Here is a 26,257-nt window from a genome sequence, read left to right as displayed (position 1 = left end):
AATATAATAGAAAAGGTGCATATTAACATATCAATGAAAATATACACCTTTCCTCAGCAATATCATCAAAGCATTCGCTTCTGGTACAAAAACTTCAGATAATTTACAGCATACTATGAACAACTCATATATGTTTCTATGTCCCTATCAAGCAATTTTTCATTAGCCCCTTAAAAAGTAATGCTCTTGATATATACATAATCTCCTACACTTGATGTGCAGTTATTGGACTGCTCTCTTTATTTACACTACTACTCACAAATAACGACTTTAATAATAACAATGTTCGTTTATAAAGTTGCCTATTTTGTGCTCTCTACTTTTCCGTTAGTGAAAGGGACGTCTCTTTTATTCCTTCTAATTCATTTAGTAGATACTTAGCTAACTTTTCAACTGCGGGGGAAGCTACTATTTCTTCGTGTGATCCAGGGACCGAATACATATTCACTCTTCCTTTTAATAAAGGCTTCCAATCCGTAAACAATTCTTTACCTTCCTCAGCACTAAAGTAAATGACTTCCCCAAAATATGGTGTTAAATCATGCTCTGCCATTAAATTCAGACATTTCCTGTGAGCATTGATAATTTGCTTCAAATTCGTAAGATTTGCATCAGGCGGGAGCACTCCTTCCACAATTAATTGCTCAACAAGCATGTCCTGTTGATGAACAAGCTCTTCTTCCTGCTCCACTAACTCTATATTGATGAAATGCTCCAATATATAAGATAGCATTTCATCCTCTGTCTTGTAATCCCGTTCTGAAGGCACCTTGGTATCCAATAGTACCAACACCTCAACTTCTTCTCCCTGGTTCCGTAGCATAGTTGCGATTTCATAGGCGATGGCACCGCCCAGAGACCATCCTCCCAGACGATACGGCCCCTCTGGCTGAGCCCGCTTCATTTCCTCGATGTAGAGTTGAACTACTTCCGATAAAATCAACCCGTTCATTCCTTCTTTCTCTACGAGAGGATTCTGTAGACCATAAAATGAGCAGTGATCCTTGAGTAACCTTGCTAGCTGAATGTAACAGAGTACATTACCCATAAACGGGTGAACACAGAAGAAAGGTCTTTTCTCTGATTCTTGTAATGGAACCAGAACCGATAATGATTCTTCCATACGATGATTCTCACGGATGAGACAAGCGATTCCTTCCACTGTCGGGTTCTTAATTAGTGCGGGCACCTTAATCTCTTTTCCAAATTTCTCTCTGACCTTTGAAATCAATTTGATTACAAGGAGAGAGTGACCTCCTATATTGAAGAAATCATCGTTTACATGGATATCTTCTAACTGTAGCAAATCCTGCCAGATTGTAATCAGCTGATACTCGATTTCATCCCGTGGGATGATTGGTGTAGAAAAGGTACTTTCTCTTTGAATCGTTAAGCTGTTCAGTGCCTTTCGATCAACCTTCCCATTTGTTGTAAGCGGAATCGCATCAACCTCAATAAAGTGTGCAGGAATCATATAATTCGGTACTTGCCTCTTGAGATGCTCACGCCATTCATGCATACTTCCTTCACCCACCACATAGGCAGCCAATCTCTGATCTCCTGGTTGGTCCTCTCTTATCAAGACTACCGCCTCTTTCACCGATGGATGACTTTCTAAATTCGCTTCAATCTCTCCAAGCTCAATCCGGAATCCTCGAATTTTCACTTGATTATCGATTCTTCCCAGATAATCCAAATGGCCATCAGCTAAATAACGGACTAGATCTCCCGTCCGGTATAACCGTTCTCCTTCATTAAATGGATGAGGAATAAAACGTTCTAACGTTAACTCTGGACGATTCAAGTATCCTCTCGCTAGGCCTGCTCCACCGATATAAAGTTCACCCGTTACACCAACTGGAACAGGTAACAACTTCTCATCCAATACATAGGCTTGAACATTTGGCAACGGACGCCCAATGGTTACTCTCTTACTATCTTTTTTGATACGATAGCATGTCGCATCAACCGTACATTCCGTAGGACCATATACATTATAAAAATGGATATGGTCATTCTCTACTAGTTGTTCCCACAGTGATGGCATAATCGCTTCTCCACCGACCAGTACCTTGCTTGGAACATGAACACTATCGTTTGTTTCTAACAACCCCTCATCTATGAGTAATTGGAGTAGTGAAGGTGTTATATCGAACATTTCCAACTTATTCTCCCGAATATAAGATACAAACTGTTGAGGATCACTGCGAACTTCTGTTGAAATAATATACAAACTAGAACCATACAAAAGCATTTGTAATTGTTTAACGGATGAATCAAAGGCGATTGAGGCATTTAGACCAACGCGCATGTTATCATGTGCCCGATGTGAAAAAACCTCTTTCTGTAAACCATAGGATAGATTTAATACCGAATGATGCTGCACCATAACCCCTTTTGGATTCCCGGTCGAACCTGAAGTGTAGATAACATACGCCAAGTTTTCTCCTGTTACTTTACATATTGGTGAAAGAGTGTTTTCTTGCGAAATCATTGCTTGATCTCGGTCCAAACAAACTGTTTCAACTTCTTCAGGTATCCAACCTTGTGATACTTCGTTCGTAACCAATATTTGAATTCCTGTGTCCTCCAAAATATATCGTAGGTGACTTTCTGGATACGATGGATCCAGCGGAACATAGGCTGATCCAGCTTTCAAGATTCCCATGAGACCGACAATCATCTCAACTGAACGTTGGAAACAAAGCCCGACCAATGACTCCGTCCCAATCCCACATTTCTGAAGATAATGGGCCAATTGGTTTGCTTTCTCATTCAGCTCTCGATACGTCAACCGCTGATTTTCATCCACCACTGCCACCGCATCAGGTGTACGATCCACTTGATCTTCAAAAAGTTTGTGGATCACACTTTCACGTGGATACGCTGCTGCATTATCATTCCATTCTTCCAGTAGTTGTTTCTGTTCTATTTCCGTAACATACACCAGCTCCGACAGAGTTTGATCAACGTTCTCGATCATTTGCTTTAACACCTGGCTTAAATGCCCCAGCATCCGTTCAATAGTGAGACCATTAAACTTGCTACGATCATACTTCAACTTTAACAACAACTGGCTTTCTGGGACAACTGTCAATCCTAATGGATAATGGGTTTGCTCTACTCCTTCCAACTCACCAATTTCTAGATTTCCTGAGGACTCCTCTTTCACTGGGTAGTTTTCAAACACATACAAGCTATGGAACAGCGGGGTTCCTCTAGGAACTTCACTCCATCCTTGAATCTCTGTCAAAGAAGCATATTCATATTGTCTTCTTTCTATCTCTTCCTCTTGTATTTTCTGCAACCAATCCATTATTTTTATATTATCTATCAACTGAATTCGCGTCGGTGATGTCGTAATAAAAGGACCTACAATGTTTTCAACATCAATAATCTCCGTAGGGCGTCCTGAGCTAGTTACACCATAGACAATGTCATCTTCTCCACTATACCGGCCCATGAGATACGCCCACGCACCTTGAATTACCGTATTCAAAGTGAGCCTATTGCGCTTCGCCCAGTTTTGTAACGCTTGGGTTTGCTCTTCTGATAAATAAGTTACCTTCTCTGTGTAACCTTTTTCTTGCTCTTTACTTTCTAAGCCCAGCAGGGTTGGAGCTGTAAAACCTTTAAGTTTCTCTCTCCAGAATTGCTCCGCCTGCTCCTGATCCTGCTCTCTTAGCCATTGAATATATTTCTTGTATGGCGATGACTTAGGTAAATGCACGGCTTCTCCATTCATTCTCTTCTGGTACACTGTAAGCAATTCGTTAAAGACCAGTGGTAGGCTCCATCCATCCAACAGAATATGGTGATGTGTCCAAACAATCCGATATTCTTCCTCACCTTCTTGAATGACAGTCACCCGCATCAATGGCGCTTCATCAAAAAGAAAGGCTTGTTTTCGATCCAATGCCAAAAAGGCTTTTCTTTTCTCCTCTTTTTCTTCAGCAGTCAGCGTACGCCAATCTTCTACATTCACCTTAAATGGAATACTCTCATACACCACTTGTAAAGGCTCCTCAACTTCATCCCAAACGAAAGCTGAGCGGAAAATTTCATGCCGCTGAATTACGGATTTCCACGCCTGCTCGAAAGTAGGAATATCCATTTTCCCTTTAATCATAAAACTTAATTGCACTATATACGGCGCTACATGTTCATCCCCTTGGTCATGCAATGCATGGAAAATCATACCTTCTTGCAAAGGCGATAATGGATATAAATCAGTAATTGGATAGTTCTTTCCACGATTCATCTTGGTTAGTACTCTTGTCAAACCTACTTGGTTAAGATTAGCCATCGCAAAATCCGAAACGGTCAGTGCAGATTCTCCATCTGATGAAGATTGAATCAATCTACTCAGTTGATCGAGCATATTCTCTGCAATACTTTGAATCGTTGATTTCGCGAATTGTCCTACATTGTATACCCAAGTGAACTGAAGTTTCCCATTCGTTACAATTCCAATTACATCGATTAAATGCAAGCGCTTGGAACCAGAAGCATGATCTAAGCGCTTATATCCGTTCTCCGGAATAAGCATTGCATCGTCAGAAAACATTTGGTCAAATTGTCCAAGATAGTTAAAACTAATAGACGGTGTATGTTGAGACCCCCATTTCTCACACATTGTTGCGTTCAGGTACCGCAAAATCCCATAGTCAACACCCTTATTAGGAATTTTACGTACTTGTTCTTTAACTGCTTTTAATGCTGCAATTGGCGTGTCGGCATCGGTAATATTTAAATGAACAGGATAAATACTTGTAAACCACCCCACGGTTCTCGATAGGTCAACGTCTTCGATAATCTCTTCCCGACCATGCCCCTCCAAATCCACGGTCAGCGCCGGATGACCTGTCCATGCTGCCATAGCCTGTACCAATGCTGTCAATAGTACTTCATTGATTTGGACACGATGAGTGCTTGAAATCTCTTGCAATACCGCACGGGTCTCTTTCTCATCCAGCACCACCGTAATCTCCTCGGTTCTTGTATTTGCTGGAACTTCGAGGGTGGTATCCACTGGTAGCATAGCCACTTCTTGTTCGGATTGCTGCTCCCAGTAATCACGCACTTCTTGCACAATCCCAGCTTCAGCGTAATGATGCAATTTCTCCGACCACGCTTTAAAGGACGTACTCTTTGTAGGTAATTGGATCATCTGTTCCTGGCTCGCTTGATTATACGCCGTTTGCAGATCCTCCAGTAAAATCCGCCAAGAAACACCATCCACTGCTAAGTGATGAATCACCCAGAATAATCGGCCGGCTCTTTTCTTACCTTCATCAAAATACACCATTCTCATTAGCGGTCCTGCGTGTAAGTGCAAGCTTGCTTGTGCAGTGTCAATCTCCGTTTGAATTACTTGATGCCATTCTGCTTGCGGCACTTCTTCTAATGAAATAACGGTCAGCGTCGATTGTTCTTCGATTCCTTCGTTCCGCTGTTTCCAAGCTCCATTCGGTAACCGTTCATATCTTAAACGCAAGGCATCATGATGGATTAGAAGGGTACGTACAGCTTTCTCCAGTAATACTATATCCAGTCGCTCTTTTGTTCTAAAAAACATGGATTGATTCCAATGGTGTGGGTTTGGATGATCTTGTGCAAAAAACCATTGCTGGATTGGTGTAAGGATCAGTTCTCCAGTTACAACTCCCTGCTCTGCTTGTACACCCCGTTCTTCATTGACTATTTGCGCCAACTCAGCAATCGTTTGGTGTTCAAACATTTGCTTTGGCGTCAATTGCAAACCTGCTTGCTTCGCACGAGAGACAATCTGAATGCTGAGAATCGAGTCTCCACCAATTTCAAAGAAGTTATCATGGATTCCCACCTTTTTAATCCCTAATACTTGCTTCCAAATGGTGGCCAGTGTTTCTTCGTTACCATTCCGCGCAACACATTCACTTTCGATTTTCCTCTCCTCTGGTACAGGTAAGGCCTCACGATCAACTTTTCCGTTAGCAGTTAGTGGAATGGCTTCCATCATCACAAATCCTGAAGGAACCATATGGCTTGGTAGTTTCGCCTTGAGATAATCTCTCCACTCACCTACATTCCCATCACTCACGACATATGCCACCAACCGTTTATCACCCGGCTGATCTTCTCGAACAATTACAACAGCCTCTTTTATGGAGACATGTGCGTTTAAAGCAGATTCAATTTCTCCGAGCTCAATTCGGAAACCACGGATTTTCACCTGGTGATCAATCCGCCCAAGATAATCCAGATTTCCATCAGGTAAGTATCTCGCTAAGTCTCCTGTCCGATATAATCGCGCTCCTGGGTCACTACTGAATGGATGAGAAATGAAACGCTCTGCAGTCAATTCGGGTCTGTTTAAATATCCACGTGCAAGTCCTGCTCCACCAATATATAGTTCGCCAGCTACGCCAATAGGCACAGGTTGTTGACAAGCGTCTAGTACATACACTTCTAAATCTGGAATCTGTTTTCCTATATTACTTCTCGAAGCATGCTGCACATCATCTTGAGTAATTGGATAATACGTAACATGAACGGTAGTTTCTGTAATTCCATACATATTAATTAACTGTGGTTCCTGCTCTCCATACCTTTGAAACCATGGTACCAAGCTGGTAGGATCGAGTGCTTCCCCACCAAATATGACATAGCGCAGATGCAAGTCTTTCTTCTCATCTTCTTGTTCACACACTTGTATCAATTGTCGAAATGCGGATGGTGTCTGATTAAGAACCGTAACCTTTTCCTTTACTAACAGTTGATAGAAATCCTTGGGCGATCGACTAATCCAGTAAGGAACAACAATCAATCTTCCGCCATGGAGTAATGCCCCCCAAATCTCCCATACCGAGAAGTCAAACGCATAAGAATGGAAAAGCGTCCAAGTATCTTTTTCATCAAACTGATACCAACATTCCGTCGATTTAAATAATCGAATCACATTGTGATGCTCTACCATAACTCCCTTCGGATTCCCTGTTGATCCCGAAGTATAGATTACATACGCCAAGTTTTCTCCTGTCACTTCACATATTGGTGAAAGGGTGCTTTCTCGCGAGATTATCGCTTTATCCCGATCCAAACAAACTGTTTTGATTTCTTCAGGTATCCAACCTTCTAATGCTTCGTTCGTGACCAAAACTTGAATCCCTGTGTCCTCCAGAATATATCGTAGGCGACTTTCTGGATACGATGGATCCAATGGAACATAGGCTGCCCCAGCTTTCAAGATCCCCATGAGACCGACAATCATCTCAACTGAACGCTGGAAGCAGAGACCAACCAATGACTCGTTCCCAATCCCACATTTCTGGAGATAGTGGGCCAGTTGGTTTGCTTTCTCATTCAGCTCTCGATACGTCAACTGCTGATTTTCATCCACCACCGCTACCGTGTCAGGTGTACGATCCACTTGATCTTCAAAAAGTGTATGGATCACACTCTCACGTGGATACGCTACAGCATTATTATTCCACTCTTCCAGCAATTGCTTCTCCAATTCTGATAGCATCTTCAGCTTCATCAATGATTTATCAGGATGTTCCACGATTTCATTCAACCAATTTTCAAAATGCTCAGCCATACGTCTGATCGTTACAATGTCAAATAAATCAGTCTTATAGTCAAAGCAAAGGAATAAACCCTCTTCTACCTCTGCGGCGCTTAAACTCAAATCAAACTTGGCGATCGAAGCATGACTTTCCATCGGTTCTAAACTTCTTCCATGAAGCTCTGGAAGCTCTTGTTTCGTGTTTTGTAAGGTAAACATGGTTTGGAAGATCGGAGAATGACTTGTACTTCGCTCCGGTTGTATGACTTCTACAATCTTTTCAAATGGAACATCTTGGTATTCATACGCCTTCAATGCTTTTGCCCGTACCTGAGACAACAACTCTTGGAATGTCGGTGCGCCACTTAAATCAGCCCGATAGACTAACGTATTGACAAAGAAACCAATCAATCCTTCAATCTCTCGATAATTTCGATTCGCAATTGGGCTTCCAACAAGAATATCTGATTGTCCTGTATAACGGGCAAGGAAACTTTGATAAGATGCCAATAAGGTCATGAAAAGTGTTGCCCCTTCTTGACGACTAAGTTCGTTTAATTTATCAAGTAATGAGCGTGACAACAACACATTATGAGTTAATCCATGGTGGGTTTGCACCGGAGGACGGGGACGATCCATCGGCAACATTAAGACTGGTAACTCACCAGACAGTTCTTCCTTCCAATATGCAAGCTGTTGATTTAGTACTTCCTCTTTTAACCACTCCCTTTGCCATTGAGCAAAATCGGCATATTGAACTGGCAGTGGTGCAAGATTTGCTTGTTTTCCACCAATCTCCTCCTCATAAAATGCCATCCATTCTTGGAGCAAGATTTCCATCGACCATCCATCAGAGATAATATGATGCATATTACACAGAAGAACCCATTCTTCTTTTGAAATTTTCACGATTTGTCCACGGAACAATGGCCCTTTTTCTAAGTCAAATGGGGATTCGACTTCAGTTTGAATCCATTGCTCCAACTCTCTTTCTCTCTCCTCTAATGAAAGCTTAGTTAAGTCCATATGCGGGAGAGGGCGGAAAATATACGGTTGAATCTGCTGCACAGGATGACCGTCCACTTCATGAAATACCGTCCGCATAGATTCATGACGCTCTATCAACTGATTCCATCCCAACTCCAATGCTTCAGGTAACCAATTCCCTGTAAGACGGCATACCATTGGCATATTATAAAGTGCACTATTAGGTGCAAATTGATCGATAAACCATAAGCGCTGTTGGGCATAAGAAAGTGGAAGGTTATCTCCTCGTTCCATCGGCATCAATGGTGGAATTTCTTCTCGTTTTTTGCTTCCCTTACGTAACTGATCCATTCGTTTCGATAATGCCTCGACCGTTGAATATTCGAACAGTTCACGTACCGGTAATTTGATTTGAAAGACTTCTTGCAAGCGTGAGACCACTTGTGTAGCAAGTAGAGAATGACCACCAAGTTCAAAGAAAGAATCCTGAACACCTATATTTTCTATTCCTAGCACTTGACTCCACACTGAAGCGATAAGTTCTTCTAGCGGAGTTCGTGCGTGAACGGTATTTACAGTAGATAATTTGCTAGGTATTGGCAATGCCTTTAAATCAAGTTTTCCATTCGGTGTAAGTGGTAAAAATTCCATCTCAATAAAGTTTGTTGGGACCATATAATTTGGTAAATGTGTTTGTAGATGCTCTCGCCATTCTTGGACACTTCCTTCACCAACTACATAAGCTACTAATCTCTTGTCGCCTGGATCATCCTCTCGTACCAATACAACCGCTTCTTTCACAGAAGAATGTGCCTGTAAAACTGCTTCTATTTCTCCCAATTCAATCCGGAAACCACGAATTTTCACTTGGTCATCTATACGACCATGGAACTGGAGAGCACCATCAGGAAGATAACTTGCTTTGTCTCCGGTGTAATAGAGACGTTCTCCTGACTTGAATGGATGCGAAATAAATTTTTCCTTTGTAAGGTCCGGACGATTAGCATATCCACGAGCAAGACTCTTCCCTCCAATATAGAGATCTCCAATCACACCACTTGGTACTAGCTGAAGATGAGAATCTAACACATAAACTTCTGTATTCGCAATCGGTCGACCAATCGATGGCGTACCTATTGTCACTCCTACAGGTACATAACAATCCGTGGTAACAACGGTATTTTCCGATGGACCATACTGATTGATTACCGCAAAAGGAATATCGTTAGATGGATACTGCGTTAATTGATCCCCGCCGGTAATGATAAAACGAAGATCCGTTTTATCTGGCCAAGATAATTTCAAGAGTCTTTCCAGAATAGGCGTAGGTGCAAAACTAGCTGTTATTCGCGAATCAATGAGCCAGTCTCTTAGTGCTTCTGGATTAATTCTCAGTTCCTCTGTTGACAAGTAGAGTGCTGCACCAGCAGTTAGATACGGCCAAATCTCCTGGACAGCCGAATCAAAAGCAATCCCCGCAATCTGAGTCGCACGATCCTCTGCTGTAATACGATAAACTTCTTGATGCCAAGAGACCATATTCATTAATGAGCGATATTCAACCATGACACCCTTTGGCTTTCCTGTAGAACCAGAGGTATAGACGATATAAGCTAAGTTCTCTGGATTTATCTGCCGTGTAGGTGCGATTACACTTTCCACTGTTAATTCTTCTAACCTCACCATTTCGACCTGTTCGAAATGGCCTTCTTGTCCTTCTGCCGTCACTACAAATTGAATTCCTGCATCTTCAATCATGTATTCTAACCTTGATTTTGGATACAACGGATCTAAAACAACATAAGCTCCACCAGCTTTTAATATGCCTAGTAAACTTACCATGAGCTCAGCCGACCTCGGAAGATAAACTCCCACGACTGATTCTGGAGCGACTCCTTTTCGCTGTAAAACATTTGCCAACTGATTTGCTTGTGCATCCAGTTCATCGTAAGTCCACTCTTTTGTTTGATCAACCACCGCAATCGCTTCAGGACTCCTAGCTACTTGTTCCTCAAATCTGTCGCAAATAAGACCTTGTGGGGACATTTCCATTACAGTGTCATTCCATGTTTCTAATAACAAAGTACGCTCAGGTTCCGATAGCATGCTCAAACTATGCAACGGATTTTTCGGGTGATGGGAAACTTCGTGTAACCATTTCTCAAAGTGCCCTGCCATCCGTTCAATAGTTGTAGCATTGAATAAATCCTTATTGTATTCAAAAGTAAAACGTACTCCCTCTTCCGTCTCAGCTGCCATTACACTTAAATCAAACTTTGCGATTGGACTATGGCTTTCTATCATTTCAATACTTCTACCAGATAACACCGGGAACTCTTGTTTCATATTCTGCAAAATGAACATAGTCTGGAAGATTGGCGAATGACTTGTACTCCGCTCTGGTTGTACAACTTCTACAATTTTTTCAAAAGGGATATCTTGATATTCATAGGCCTTCAATGCCTTTTGACGAACCTGAGACAGAACATCCTGAAATGTCGGTCTACCACTCAGATTAGCTCGATAAACCAGCGTATTGACGAAGAAACCAATAAGTCCTTCAATTTCTCTATAATTTCGATTAGCAATTGGACTTCCAACCAGAATATCTTCTTGTCCCGTATAACGTGATAGAAAACTTTGATATGCAGCCAACAGCGTCATGAAGAGTGTAGCCCCTTCTTGGCGACTAAATTCGTTCAATTTGTCATGTAGCGCGCTTGGCAGAACCAGAGTGTATGTCGACCCGTCATGAGTTTGTATTGCGGGACGCGGGCGATCCATAGGAAGTTGGAGTACAGGAAGCTCCCCAGACAATTCTTCCTTCCAATATTGGAGTTGTTGATCAAGCACTTCCGCCTTCAACCATCCTTTTTGCCACTGAGCGAAGTCGGCATACTGAACCGGTAATGGTTCAAGTTCTGCTACCTTTCCATCCGTAGTTTTCTCATAGAATGCCATCCATTCTTCAAGTAGGACTCCCATTGACCATCCATCTGAAATGATATGATGTAGAGTACAAAGGAGAATCCATTCTTCCTCTCCCACTTGCAAAATACTTGTCCTGATCAGTGGACCCTCGCCTAAATCAAATGGCACTTCTGTTTCTTGTTGAATCAAACGTTTAACTTCTTCTTCTCGGTCTTCTGGAGAAAGCATAGTTAAATCCGTTTTCGGAATTAATCGAAAAGCATACGGTTCAATTTGCTGTACGGGTTGACCGTTCACTTCATGAAAGACCGTCCGCAATGATTCATGACGCTCTATTAGCTGATTCCATCCCGTTTCCAATGCCTCAGGTAGCCAACTCCCTGTAAGGCGGCATACTATTGGCATATTGTAAAGTGCACTATTAGGTGTAAATTGATCGATAAACCATAAGCGCTGTTGGGCATAAGATAGTGGAATAGTTTCCCCTCGTTCCATCGGCATTAGTGGCGGAATATCTCGTTTTCTATCTCCTTTACGTAACTGATCTAATCGCTTTGCCAGTGACTCCACCGTTGCATACTCAAATAGTTCGCGTACCGGTAATTCGATTTGAAAGATTTCTTGTAAGCGTGACACTACTTGAGTAGCTAGTAGCGAGTGACCACCGATTTCAAAAAAAGAATCCTGAACACTAATATTTCTTATACCTAATACTTGACTCCATACAGAAACGATGAGCTCCTCCACTGGTGTTCTTGATGAAGTAATATCTTCACTTATGAACTGTGCCTCCAATTCCAGTAAAGCTTTCCGATCCACCTTACCATTTGGAGTGAGTGGCATCGATTCAACTTGGAAAAAGTATGCCGGAACCATATAATTTGGCAATTGCTTCTTCAGATATTCACGCCACTCTCCAGTATCCCCTTCACCCACTATATAAGCTACTAACTGCTTATCTCCTGGTCGATCTTCCTTCACCAACACGACAGCCTCTTTTACAGATGAGTGATCATGTAAAGCTGCTTCGATTTCTCCCAGTTCAATTCGGAATCCTCTGATTTTGACTTGGTTATCTATTCTTCCAATATACTCCAAGTTACGATCATTCATATATCTCACCAGGTCACCCGTTCGATATAATCGTTCCCCTTCCTTAAAGGGATGCGGAATAAAACGTTCAGTAGTTAACTCTGGTCGATTGATGTAGCCACGTGCCAAGCCTACTCCTCCAAGGTAAAGTTCCCCCGCCACACCAATCGGTACCACCTGTTGATGTTGATCCAACACATACAACTCTGTATTATCAATTGGACGACCAATTGGAATAAGCATAGGTTCTTTTTCTAAATCACAATCATAATAAGTCACATCCACAGTCGCTTCGGTAGGGCCATACAAGTTAATTAACTTTGTTTGCTGAACATCGTAAAATATCCCCTTAAACCGGCGAACCTGTTCAGTATTTAATGCTTCTCCACTAGTAAAAACCTGATTTAAAGACGATACATCCCTTTTCGAATTATATTGTTCCATATAATCCAAGAAAGTAGATAACATCGACGGAACAAAGTGCATGGTGGTCACACGATATCGTTCGATATACTCCTCAATCACCGCAGGATCTTTCTCTCCTCCTGGTTGAAGCAAACAAACACGCGCTCCTACAAATGACCACCAAAATAATTCCCAGACAGAAACATCAAATGAAAACGGTGTCTTTTGTAGGATTGTATCCTCCTCAGATAATGGATACTTTTTCTGCATCCACTGTAGGCGGTTGATAACCGAATGATGTTCAATCATTACTCCCTTCGGATTTCCCGTCGAACCCGAAGTGTATATGATATAGGCTAAGTTATTTGCTGTTACTCCACTCACCGGAGCCAAATTACTCTCTTTAGAAATCATTACTTGATCCCGGTCTAAAGAAATTGCTTGAATATCTTTAGGTAACCAGTCCTGTAGTGCCTCTTTTGTTAACAGCACTTGAATTTGTGAATTCTCTAAAATGTATCTCAGGCGGTTTTCGGGATAACTTGGGTCCAGTGGGACATAAGCCCCACCTGCTTTCAAAATCCCAAAGAGACCAATAATCATTTCAGGAGAACGTTCAACACATATACCGACCAATGATTCAGGTCCTATACCTCGTTTTTGTAGATAATGTGCCAATTGGTTTGATTTTTCATTGAGTTCTTGATACGTTAGCTTTCCACCCTCATAAACTACCGCCACTGCATCAGGTGTACGTGCAACTTGCTGCTCAAATAGCTCATGAATCATACACTCATGACCATAGACCACGTCAGTATCATTCCATTCTTCTAGGAGTTGTTTCTGCGCTGTGTCCGATAACATTGACAGCTTTGTATATGATTCATCTGGATGATACGCGATTTCATTTAACCAGTTCTCAAAATGTCCTGCCATACGTACAACGGTACTACTATCAAATAAATCCGTGTTGTATTCAAAAGAGACAAATAGACCTTCTTCCACTTCGTAGGCAGTTAAACTCAGATCAAATTTTGCAATAGACATATTACTTTCTACCATTTCGATACTTCTACCAGGCAGATCTAGTCGTTCTTGTTTTATATTCTGTAGTGTAAACATGGTCTGAAAGATAGGAGAATGACTCATACTTCGTTCAGGTTGCACAGCTTCTACCACTTTTTCAAATGGTATATCTTGGTATCCGTAAGCTCTTAACGCCTTTTTCTTTGTTTGATTCAAAATCTCTCTAAAAGTAGGGGTGCCACTCAAATCTGATCGGTAAACCAACGTATTAACAAAGAAACCGATTAATCCTTCTACTCCCTTATGATTCCGATTTGCAATCGGACTTCCGACTAGAATATCTTTTTGCCCCGTATAACGAGCAAGAAAGCTCTGGTATGCAGCCATTAAAGTCATAAATAAGGTAGATCCTTCTTGTCGACTTATCTCCTTCAATTGACTTAGTAATTTATAAGGAAAAATCACGTGATGCGTATCCCCAGCATAAGTTTGCGTAACCGGTCGAGGTCGGTCCACTGGCAGTTGTAATATAGGAAGCTCCCCAGACAATTCTTCCTGCCAATACGTAAGTTGACGATTTAACACATCACCTTGCAACCACTCCTTTTGCCACTTCGCAAAGTCTGCATATTGAATGGATAGTGAACTTAATTTAGCAGGATTCCCGCCAGTTGCTTCTTCATAGAAAGCAAGTAATTCATTCATGAATATACCGATGGACCAAGCATCAGAAATAATATGATGCATCGTACACAGTAATAACCATTCATCCTTTCCTAATTGAACAAGCTGGTAACGAATTAAAGGGCCATTCATTAAATCAAATGGTTCTTGCGCTTCTCTCGCAATTAAACTAGCTACCTCTTTTTCTTTTACTTCTAGAGGAAGTTGAGAGTAATCCCTTACAGGTAAGGCTCTAGGAAGGAATTCGACAATTTGTTGTACAGGTTGCTCTCCTACTTCTTTAAAAACAGTTCGTAATGATTCATGACGTTCAATGAGTCGATTGAATCCCTTTTCTAATGCTTCAAGAATCCAATTTCCTTTTAGATGCCATACCGTTGGAATATTATATAAAGAACTGTTTGGGTTAAATCTTTCCATAAACCACAAACGCTGTTGTGCATAAGACAACGGAAGTGCTTCTTTGTTCTCCTTTTTTTGCATTTGCTTCTGAAGCCAAGCTCTCTTCTCAGGAGAAAGTGAACTCAGCTTTGCAAGTAAATCACTTCTCATTTTTTTACCCCTTCCTCAACTAAATTACTCTCGAATATTCCTTGTGCTTCTTCCTCTGATAGCTCTTCTAATTGCTTAAGCAGTTCAAGTAATTCTTCATCATTACTCACTTCTGCTTCTTTTTGAATATAGTCTTGAAGACTTACATTCTCCTTACTATCATTCTGCATTTCTTGGTTTTTGTTATAGAGCAATTGATCAATCTGTTCAGCCAATTGCTGCACCGTATGAAACGTAAATAAATCATGCAATGGTAACTCGATTCCAAAATCCTCTTTAAGATTGGAAACAGCTTGCGTAGCAAGTAATGAATGCCCACCTATTTCAAAAAACGAATCCTGAATTCCGATGTTTTCCATACCTAAGACTTGATGCCATATCGAAACGATTGTTTTTTCCGTAGATGTACGGGGAGCAACATAACAATTCGCTATCTCCTGTCTCTCTGGTGCTGGTAAGGCTTTTCTATCAATTTTTCCATTTGGAGTAAGTGGAAATGAGTTCAATCCGACAAAATAGGCTGGAATCATGTAATTTGGTAGATGGGCCTTGAGATAATCACGCCACTTATGAGCATCCCCATCTCCCACAACATAGGCAACCAAACGCGGATCACCAGGATAATCTTCCCGCACCATCACAATAACTTCGTTAACTAATTTATGTTTTTGTAATGTTGCTTCGATTTCTCCCAGTTCAATTCGGAACCCACGAATTTTTACCTGCTGGTCGATTCGGCCAAGATACTCCAAATTTCCATCCGGCAGATACCTTACTAAATCTCCAGTCCGGTATACTCGCTCTCCTTCTTTAAACGGATGCGGTATAAAACGATCTTGCGTTAAGTCAGGGCAGTTTAAATAACCACGTGCTAATCCTGATCCACCAATGTAAAGCTCACCAACTACACCAATTGGAACCATTTTTTGTTCAGCACTCAGTACATATACTTCTGTATTGAAGACTGGTTTACCAATTGGTGGTACCCTATGCATGACACCCTTTTCTAATTCCATATATGTGGAATACGTAGTATCTTCGGACGGTCCATATAGGTTGTACACCTTCTCAATCGTACTTCTCTCGTATAAATCTTGAACAAGTGAATATGGCAATGGTTCTCCAGCCAAATTCATCACCTTTACTGAAGAAGGGATTATTTTTGCTCGAATCAGTTCCTTCGCTGCCGATGGCACAGTATTGACCAAAGTCACACCCTTGGTAGACAAATTGTCTAGATGTAAAGCATTTTCAGCGACAATCACCTTACCACCCATCGTTAAGGGAACAAATACTTCAAAAACGGATAGATCAAAGGATAGCGAAGTTGAAGCTAACACTCCCGCTAAATCCCTTCGGGAATATGTGTGATGCGCCCAATGAATCATTGTTACTGTATTCCTATGCTCAATCATGACTCCCTTTGGATTTCCAGTTGAACCTGAAGTATAGATAATATAGGCTAAGTTATCTCCCGTCACTTCACTCGTACACACCGTAGTTGCTTCTTGTTCTATTTCTGCTCGATCACGATCAATACAAATCACGTCAACGGATTTAGATATAACCATTTTTTGTTGTAACTTTTCCTGTGTCACCAGTACCTTTATTTGAGCATCCTCTAAAATGTGTTGCAGTCGACTTTCCGGATACGCTGGATCAATTGGGACATATGCTCCTCCTGCCTTCATAATTCCTAAAAGGCCGACAATCATCTCGGATGAACGTGTAACACAAATTCCAACCAATGATTCGCATACTACACCATTTTTTTGTAGATAATGTGCTAGCTGATTCGAGCGTTCGTCCAATTCTCGATATGTTAGTTCTTCATCTTCGCACACTACTGCAATTGCTTCTGGTGTTTTTTCCACTTGTTCTTCAAACAATGTATGAATCGTGCTTTCTCGTATATCTACAACACCTTTTTCATTCCATCCCTCTAGCAGTTGCTTATATTCTACTTTCGATAACATGTTCATTTCCGATAATAAATATTTTGGATGAGATACAATTTGATATAACCAATGTTCAAAATGACTTGCCATACGTTCAATGGTTGTATCATTAAACAAATCAGTATTATATTCAAAGGTTAGCGATAATCCTGCTTCCGTCTCAGAAGCAAATAAACTCAAATCAAATTTCGCAACAGAAGTATGACTTTCCATGAGTTCCATTTGTCTTTCAGATAGCTGAGGAAACTCTTGTTTCGTATTCTGTAAAGTAAACATGGTTTGAAATATCGGTGAATGACTTGTATTCCGTTCCGGTTTTACGGATTCTACCACTTTCTCAAATGGAATGTCCTGATACTCGTATGCTTTTAGTGCTTTTTTTCGTATCTGCGACAAAAGTTCTTGGAACGTCGGATTTTCACTGAAATCAGCTCGATAAACCAACGTATTTGCAAAGAAACCTATTAATCCTTCAATCTCTTTAACATTTCGATTTGCAATTGGGCTTCCAACCAAAATATCGTCTTGTCCTGTATAACGAGAAAGGAAGCTTTGATACGCTGCCATCAAGGTCATAAATAAAGTGCATCCTTCTTGCAGACTTAAATCTTTGAGCTTTTCCTGTAGGGAATTCGCCAACATTAAGGACTGACTTGCACCACGGTGGGTTTGAACCGCAGGTCGAGAACGATCCGTCGGTAATTGTAAAACCGGTAGCTCCCCAGACAATTCTTCTTTCCAATATTGGAGGTGCTGATCCAAATTCTCTTCTTTTTGCCATTCCTTCTGCCACATGACAAAGTCTGCATATTGGACAGATAACTCCTTCAGTTCCACTGGCTTTCCGCTTAGTGCTCCTTCATAAAAAGCCATCCATTCTTCAAGTAAGATTCCCATTGACCACCCATCCGAAATAATATGATGCATCGTACAAAGGAGAACCCATTCTTCCCTGTCCACTTTCAATATTCGTGTTCGAATTAGAGGACCTTGTCCAAAATGAAATGGTTCCTCCGCTTCGTTTTGAATGAGCCGTTTCATCTCTCTTTCCCTATCTTCCAAAGAGAGATCTGTTAGATCCGTTTGAGGGATTTGTCTGAATACATGAGATTGAACCTGTTGAAAAGGTTCATCCTCTTGTTCTAGAATTATCGTCCGTAATGATTCATGGCGTTCCAACAACTGATTCCATCCTGCCTCCAATGCTTCAATTGACCATTTCCCTGTTAAGCGACACGCTGCATGAATATTGTACATCGCACTATTTGGCATTAATTGATCAATAAACCATAGACGTTTCTGCGCATAGGAAAGTGGAATAGATTCTTCCCATGTCATAGGTACGAGGGGTGGAATCTCTCGTTTTTTATCTTCTTTGCGCAATTGATCTACTCGTTTCGCTAATGCTTCCACTGTATTGTGCTTAAAAAGTTCACGTAGCGGGATTTTAACCTGGAACAATTCTTGTAATCGAGAGACGATTTGAGTAGCGAGTAGTGAGTGTCCACCCCGTTCAAAGAAGGAATCCTGAATACCGATATTTTCTGTTCCTAACACTTGACTCCAAACCGAGGCAATAAGCTCTTCCGAAGGCGTCCGAGGTAGAACATTTAAATCTCCTATAGGTTGCTCATCAGGTGCTGGTAAGGCCTTTCGATCGATTTTCCCATTCGGAGTAAGCGGGAACTGTTCTAACTCTACAAGGTGTGCTGGAATCATGTGATTCGGCAATTGTTTTTGTAGATGCTCTCGCCACTTTCGGGTATTTCCACCGCTTATTACATATGCAACCAATCGCTGATCACCTGGACGATCTTCTCTAACTAATACGACAGCCTCTTTAATAAACGAACATTTTTCTAAAGTCGCTTCAATTTCTCCAAGTTCAATCCGAAAACCACGCATTTTTACTTGATGGTCCATTCTCCCTATAAATTCTAAATTACCATCAGTTAGATATCTTACTGAATCTCCTGTTCGATATAGTTGTTCTCCCAATCGAAATGGATGCGAAACGAATTTTTCGGTAGTGAGATTCGGACGATTTAAGTATCCACGAGCTAAACCGGCACCACCAATATATAACTCACCCTCTATCCCTATTGATTGCAAGCGTTGATTTTGGTCTAATACATATAATTGCGTGTTCTGTATCGGCTGCCCAATAGAAACAAATTCTTGATTAGGTTGAATGTCAAATGCATTTACGTAAATAGTTGCTTCAGTTGGTCCATAAAAGTTGGTTAATTTTACTTGCCCGCTCTGATTCCATTGCTGTTGAAATCGTCTAACCAGCCCAGAACTTAGTTCTTCTCCACCAGAAAATACATGACGCACGGACGAACAATTCATGTTCAATTCAATATGATTGAAGTGATCTAAGAAAACAGATAACATTGAAGGAACAAATTGAACAATAGTAACCTGATGTTTTTCAATCACTTCAGCTATTATGGAAGGATCTTTTTCTCCACCTGGAGGCAAGAAAGATACACTTGCTCCAACGTGAATACCCCAAAACAACTCCCAAACAGATACATCAAATGAGAATGGGGTTTTCTGCAAGACCACATCTTTTTCAGAAAGTGGATATTTATGTTGCATCCATTCTAGGTAATTGATTACTGAATGATGCTCAATCATCACTCCCTTTGGATTCCCTGTAGATCCTGAAGTATACATAACATACGCTAAACTTCTCCCTGTTACACCACTTATACATGGGATTGATTCTTCTTTTTCAATTGCAGTATAATCTTTATTCATACAAATCGCTTCAACATCTTCAGATATATATAAATTTTTCGAATTTTCTTCCGTCACTAGTACCTCGATTCCGGCATCCTCTAATATATAACGAAGCCGACTCTCAGGATAAGTAGGATCAAGTGGAACATACGCCCCTCCTGATTTTAGAATACCTAATAACGCTATCATCATTTGTAATGAGCGTTCCATATATACCCCGACTAGAGACTCTGGACCTACACCACGCTTTTGTAAATAATGTGCTAGCTGATTCGCACGCTCATCCAACTCTCTATACGTAATTTGTTCATTTTCGTAAATAGCTGCGATTGCTTCTGGCTTTTTCTTAACTTGCTCCTCAAACACCGTATGAATCATGCCTTCAGCTGAATATTTTACTTGAGTATTATTCCATTCCTCTAGTAACTGTGTCTGCTCTTCCACTGTTAAATGAGTAATTTCAAAGAGTTTTGAATCTAGGCTCTTCGTCATCTGAATTAATATTTGTAATAAGTGACCCTGAATCCGATTTATTGTTTCTTCATTAAAATAGCTTTGATCATACATCAACTTTAAAGTAATTTTCTTACCAGGCATTACAATGAGTGTTAAAGGATAATTTGTTTGTTCCGCGCTTTTAACATCTAGTAATCTTAAATCATCATTTCTCTCACCTTGAATCGGATAATTTTCAAACACATACAAGGTATGAAATAAGGAGCTATTCCGCGGAACCTCACTCCACCCTTGAATATCAACCAATGAATTATGCTCATATTGTCTTCGTTCCATTTCTTTCATCTGTATTTTACGAAGCCAATCTACTACTGATGTATCATCCGTTAATCGAATTCTAGTAGGTAATGTGTTAATAAATAGACCTACCATATTCTCTGCTCCTATCAAATCAGTAGGACGTCCAGAGCTAGTTACGCCAAATACGATATCACTTTCACCGCTATGCCTACTCATCAAATAGGCCCATGCACCTTGTATTAACGTATTCAATGTTAATCGACTATTTCGTACCCACTCTTGTAAATTCTCAGTGAGTTCCTCAGACACCTGATAAACACACTCTCCATAGCCCTTCTCCTGTTCTTGATCCTTTCTTTCCATCGCTAATGGCGTAGGTGCATAAAACCCCTTTAATTCTTCTGTCCAAAATTCCTCTGCTTCGCTTTGATCTTGTTTATTTATCCACTGTATATATTTTTTATAAGGAAGAGATTTAGGTAGATTCAACAATTCTCCCTTTATCATCTTGAGATAAACTTCCATCACTTCACTAAAGACCAATGACACACTCCACCCATCTAGCAAAATATGATGATGTGTCCAAATGATTCTCGTTTCCTCTTCTGCTTCTTTAATCGCAGTGACTCTCATCAATGGTGCTTCATCCAATAAAAATCCTTTTCTACGATCTGCAGTCAAAAACTGGTGTAATTTCTTCTCCCTCTCCTCATATGAATGGGCACTCCAATCCTCTTGATGAATAGTAAAAGGAAGACTTTGGTAAACTGCTTGCAGAGGTTTTTCAACTTCCTCCCACACAAATACTGAACGTAGAACCTCATGTCGATGAATAACATATTCCCAAGCCTTTTCAAAAGTAGCAACATCCAATTGCCCCCCGAGCAAGAAGCCTACTTGTACAATGTAGGAAAAAGAATGTTCATCATCTTGATCGTATAAAGTATGAAACAGTATTCCTTTTTGCAAAGGTGATAATCCATATATATCTATAACGTCTCCCATCTTTACACCCTCTTCTTTGTTAATTTAAGTAATACTTTGCTCAAGCTTTCTTCCGTAAGATCCTCAGCATCAGCAAAATCTGATACTGTAAAAGCTGACTCTGTTGTTGGTTTATTTATAAGTTGACGAAGATGCCTCAACATACTATCTGCTATCGCTTGAATTTTTAATCTAGAAAACTGTTCTCTACTATATATCCAAACAAAATGTAACTTCTCATCTTTTACCATACCGATAACCTCAATTAGGTGAGATGGCTTGGAATCTGGAGCATGATCTAAAAATATAAACCCTGTCTCTTGCATAAACAAAGATTCCTTTGAAAACACTTGATCAAATTGGCCCAAATAGTTAAAGCTTATTGAAGGCTTTTGCTGATAAAACGGAAGTAATTCTTTTTTCAAGTAACGTAAAATACCATAATCAACTCCACGATTCGGAATTTGACGCAATTGATCTTTTACAGCCTTTAATCCTTCAATAGGTGTTTTAGTTCCTTGAAAATTCAGATGAACAGGATAAATACTCGTGAACCAGCCCACTGTCCGTGATAGATCAATACCTTCAACCATCTCTTCTCTCCCGTGTCCTTCTAGATGAATAGAAACCGTTTGCTGATTTGTACAATCGACGATAGCTTGTCCTAATGCCGCCAATAGTACCTCATTAATCCTTGTCTTATGAGTCACTGGAACTTCTTGTAACAATGCATGTGTTTCTTCTACTCCTAAAGTCCTCGTCACTTGATCAATCGATTCTTCTGTTGTGTCTTGCATTGGATAGTCCATTGGAATTTTCATCGTTTCTTTTTCTACCCGTTCATTCCAATAATTTTGTACTTCTTTTGAAATAGCCGAATCACTGTATGCCTGCAGTCGTTCTGACCACTCTTTAAAAGATGTACTTTTCGCAGGTAGGCGAACTCCTCGACCTTGTTTCATCTGGTTATATACCGCCTGTAAATCTTCCAATAGAATTCTCCACGATACTCCATCTACTACTAAATGATGAATCACCCAGAATATTCGATCATTTCCAGACAAGGTGTCCTCAAAGTAAACTACTCTCATTAACGGACCTGTAACTAAATTGAAACTAGTTTGAGTAATGTTCATCTCTTCTTGTATTACTTTATTCCACGCTTGTTCATTAGCTTTGTTCCGTTTTACCACATGAAGTACAGAATGCTCATCAGTCCCTTCATTTCTCTGCCTCCACGTTCCATTTGGTAACTGTTCGTACCGGAAACGTAAAGCATCATGATGTTTTAGTAAGTTTAAGATCGCTCCTTCTAGTAACTTCACGTCCAATCTCTCTTTTACTCTTAAAAGCATCGATTGATTCCAATGCTCCGGACGTGAATGTTCTTGCTCGAAGAACCAGTACTGAATTGGAGTAAGGGGCACTTCTCCTGTCACAATTCCCTGCTCCGCTTGTACTCCCTGAGTTTCTATAGCCACTTGTGCCAACTCGGCAATGGTTGGGCATTCAAACATTTGCTTTGGAGTAAGTTTTAATCCTAATTGACTTGCTTGAGATATGATTTGAATACTGAGAATCGAGTCGCCACCAATTTCAAAGAAATTATCATGGATTCCCACATTTTTAACACCTAATACTTGCTTCCAGATGGTAGCCAGTATCTTTTCGTTACTATTCCGAGGGGCAACAGCTTCACTGTTAATCTGCTCTTCCTCCGGTATAGGTAAGGCCTCACGATCAACTTTACCGTTAGCTGTTAGTGGAATGGCCTCCATCGTCACAAATCCCGAAGGGATCATATAGCTCGGTAGTTTTGCTTTAAGATACTCTCTCCACGCACCTACATTTCCATCTCCTACAACATATGCTACTAATCGTTTATCACCCGGTTGATCTTCTCTAACAATTACAACAGCCTCTTTTATAGATGCATATGCATTTAAAGTAGACTCAACCTCCCCAATCTCAATTCGGAAACCACGTATTTTAATCTGATGATCAATTCTTCCACCATAATCCAGATTCCCATCCGGCAAATATCTCGCCAAGTCTCCTGTCTGATATAATCTTGCTTTCGGATCACTACTAAATGGATGAGGTATAAAGCGCTCTGCAGTTAATTCAGGTCTATTTAAATACCCACGTGCAAGCCCTGCCCCGCCAATATAAAGCTCACCATCTACACCTATAGGTACAGGTTGTTGATAAGCATCTAGTATATACACTTCTAAATCTGGAATCCGCTTTCCGATATTACTTCTTGAAGCATGCTGCACATCATCTTGAGTAATTGGATAATATGTAACATGAACGGTAGTTTCTGTAATTCCATACATATTAATTAGCTGCGGTTCTTTCTCCCCATACCTTTGAAACCACGGTAACAAGCTAATAGGTTCTAACGCTTCTCCACCAAATATCACATAACGCAGCTGCAAGTTTTTATTCTCATCTTCTTGTTCACACACCTGTATTAACTGTCGAAATGCGGAAGGTGTTTGATTTAGAACTGTGACTTCTTCCTCCACCAATAATTGATAAAAATCTTTGGGCGATCGACTAATCCAGTACGGGACAACAACTAATTTCCCACCATATAATAATGCTCCCCAAATTTCCCATACTGAGAAATCAAATGCATAAGAATGAAAAAGCGTCCAAGTGTCTTTTTCATTAAACTGATACCAACAATCTGTCGATTTAAATAAACGAATGATATTGTGATGCTCTATCATAACGCCCTTTGGATTCCCTGTTGATCCCGAAGTATAGATTACGTAAGCTAGGTTTTGAGAACTTACATCAGAAAACGGCAAGGTCTTACTTTCTTGCCCAATCTCATCTCTATCACGATCCAGGCAAACTGATTTAACATTTTCTGGTAACCATTTCGATTCTTTTAAACTTTCTTGCGTTACGAATAACTGAATGCCAGCATCCTCTAAAATATATTGAAGTCGCTGCTCTGGATATGTTGGATCAAGTGGAACATAGGCCCCGCCAGCCTTCAAAACTCCTAAAATACCTACAATCATTTCTAGAGAACGTTCAACGCACAGCCCAACTAAAGTATCAGGTCCTACTCCTTTTTTCTGCAGATAATGAGCTAACTGATTTGCACGTTCATTTAGCTCCCTATAAGTAACTTTTCCTTTTTCATACGTAACTGCAATAGAATTTGGATAAATCATCGCTTGCTGTTCGAACAATTCATGAATAGTTACTTGAGGTGGAAAATCAAGCTTAGGATTGTTGAACTCTACTAAACTTTTTCTTTTATCTTCTTCTGAAATAATTTCAATCTCAGAAACCTTTTGCTTTGGGTTTTTAAATGTATTTTCTATTATTGCTAACATGGTTTTAAAAAAGCGGTTTATCTCTTCTTTAGAAAATAGCTCTTTACGATAGTCAATATGTACTTGTAAAGAGTCTATATCAGTCAAATTCTCAATATGTACTGCAAAATCTTGCATTTCTTCACCATTTGGAATCCAAAGTGAGTCACCACTTTCATCACGATCTCTATAATCAATCGTAGTTCCGAAAAGTCTAACATTGCTGTTATTCTCTTTATTAATCTGCTTTAATAACAAATCAAATGGGTATTTCTGATGTCGTAATGATTTACTTTGTTTTCTGGACACCCTACCAATAAATGAAAGTACTTCTTCTTCTGGATCGATATCCATCCTTAGAGGAACCGTACTCACCATCATTCCAATTAATTCCCGTTCCATTTTAGTCATACGATTGCCATAAGCCATTCCTAATGCAATATCAAGCGATGAGGTCCACCGATACATAGACAATGAGAAAGCAGCAACAAAAAGAGAATATGCACTTAATTTATAATCTTCAGAAAATAACTCTATCTTTTTCTTCAAATGCTCCGATAATATAAACGTCTCGCGTGATGCTCTCGTACTAACTTGGTACGCATTATAGGACTTCAATCCCGTCACAGATGGAAGTGTTTTGAATTCCTCTAACCAGAATTTTTGATCTTTTTGAAAGCGACTACCATTCAAGTATGTTTGTTCATTCATCAGAAATTTAACATATGAATTTCTAAGTACACCTTCATCAGTCTCGCTATGAATCTCATAATAATATTTAGCAATCTGGCTAGTAAAAATTTGGATTGATAAACCATCCATGATAATGTGATGAACATTCCCAAAGACTGCACATTCATTATCGTTTAATTTTATTAAAGCAAGATAGTATAAATCAGAATTAAATAATGTAAACGTTTCTTGTGTTTTCTGCTCAATCCATTTCTCCAGCAAATCTGGATCTTCCACGGAACTGAAATCGAAAAACTCAAATTCTTGTTCTTCATGTTTAACAAAATATTGTTCAGGTTCCTGATGCCCATTTTCTTTTAGTCTGATGCAAAGACCATCATTTTCACTAATAACACGATTCACAACTCGGTTTAATTTTGAATAATCCATTTTTCTATGAAGTTTAAACAAAAACCTTAAATTACATATCCCTTTACCGGAATGAATAACTTCTGTATACCATATTCTCCTCTGTGGATGACTTAACGGATAACATTCTTCATTGGCCATAAAAA

Annotated in this window: 3 protein-coding genes; all 3 read right to left on the bottom strand. The window is 40.1% G+C overall.

Going from position 1 to position 26,257, the window contains the following annotated elements:
• Window positions 1-316 precede the first annotated feature (316 nt).
• Genes QCI77_RS29120 through QCI77_RS29110 form a run of 3 tightly spaced genes read right to left on the bottom strand, consistent with a single transcriptional unit; the run spans window position 317 to window position 26,252 of the window.
• On the bottom strand, window positions 317-15,226 hold the full coding sequence (locus tag QCI77_RS29120) for a non-ribosomal peptide synthetase (protein ID WP_353825963.1): 14,910 nt from the start codon (window positions 15,224-15,226) through the stop codon (window positions 317-319).
• Window positions 15,223-21,693, bottom strand: coding sequence for an amino acid adenylation domain-containing protein (locus tag QCI77_RS29115; RefSeq protein ID WP_353825962.1), 6,471 nt, complete (start codon window positions 21,691-21,693; stop codon window positions 15,223-15,225). Before QCI77_RS29115 ends, QCI77_RS29120 begins: the two co-directional genes overlap by 4 nt.
• Before the next feature lie 2 nt (window positions 21,694-21,695).
• A complete protein-coding gene (locus QCI77_RS29110) occupies window positions 21,696-26,252 on the bottom strand; it encodes an amino acid adenylation domain-containing protein (RefSeq protein ID WP_353825961.1) in 4,557 nt (1,518 codons plus the stop codon).
• Window positions 26,253-26,257 lie beyond the last annotated feature (5 nt).

Origin of the sequence: Bacillus cereus group sp. MG9, from assembly GCF_040459995.1 — a bacterium.
Classification (GTDB): Bacteria; Bacillota; Bacilli; order Bacillales; family Bacillaceae_G; genus Bacillus_A; species Bacillus_A mycoides.
The sequence above is the reverse complement of the archived record's forward strand: the minus strand, read 5'-3'. Positions and strand labels throughout refer to the sequence as shown.

What these genes read in the sequence shown, in the direction of transcription:
- QCI77_RS29120 (WP_353825963.1), bottom strand. Translation starts at nt 15,226, where the DNA reads ATGAGAAGTGATTTACTTGCAAAGCTGAGTTCACTTTCTCCTGAGAAG.
- QCI77_RS29115 (WP_353825962.1), bottom strand. Translation starts at nt 21,693, where the DNA reads ATGGGAGACGTTATAGATATATATGGATTATCACCTTTGCAAAAAGGA.
- QCI77_RS29110 (WP_353825961.1), bottom strand. Translation starts at nt 26,252, where the DNA reads ATGGCCAATGAAGAATGTTATCCGTTAAGTCATCCACAGAGGAGAATA.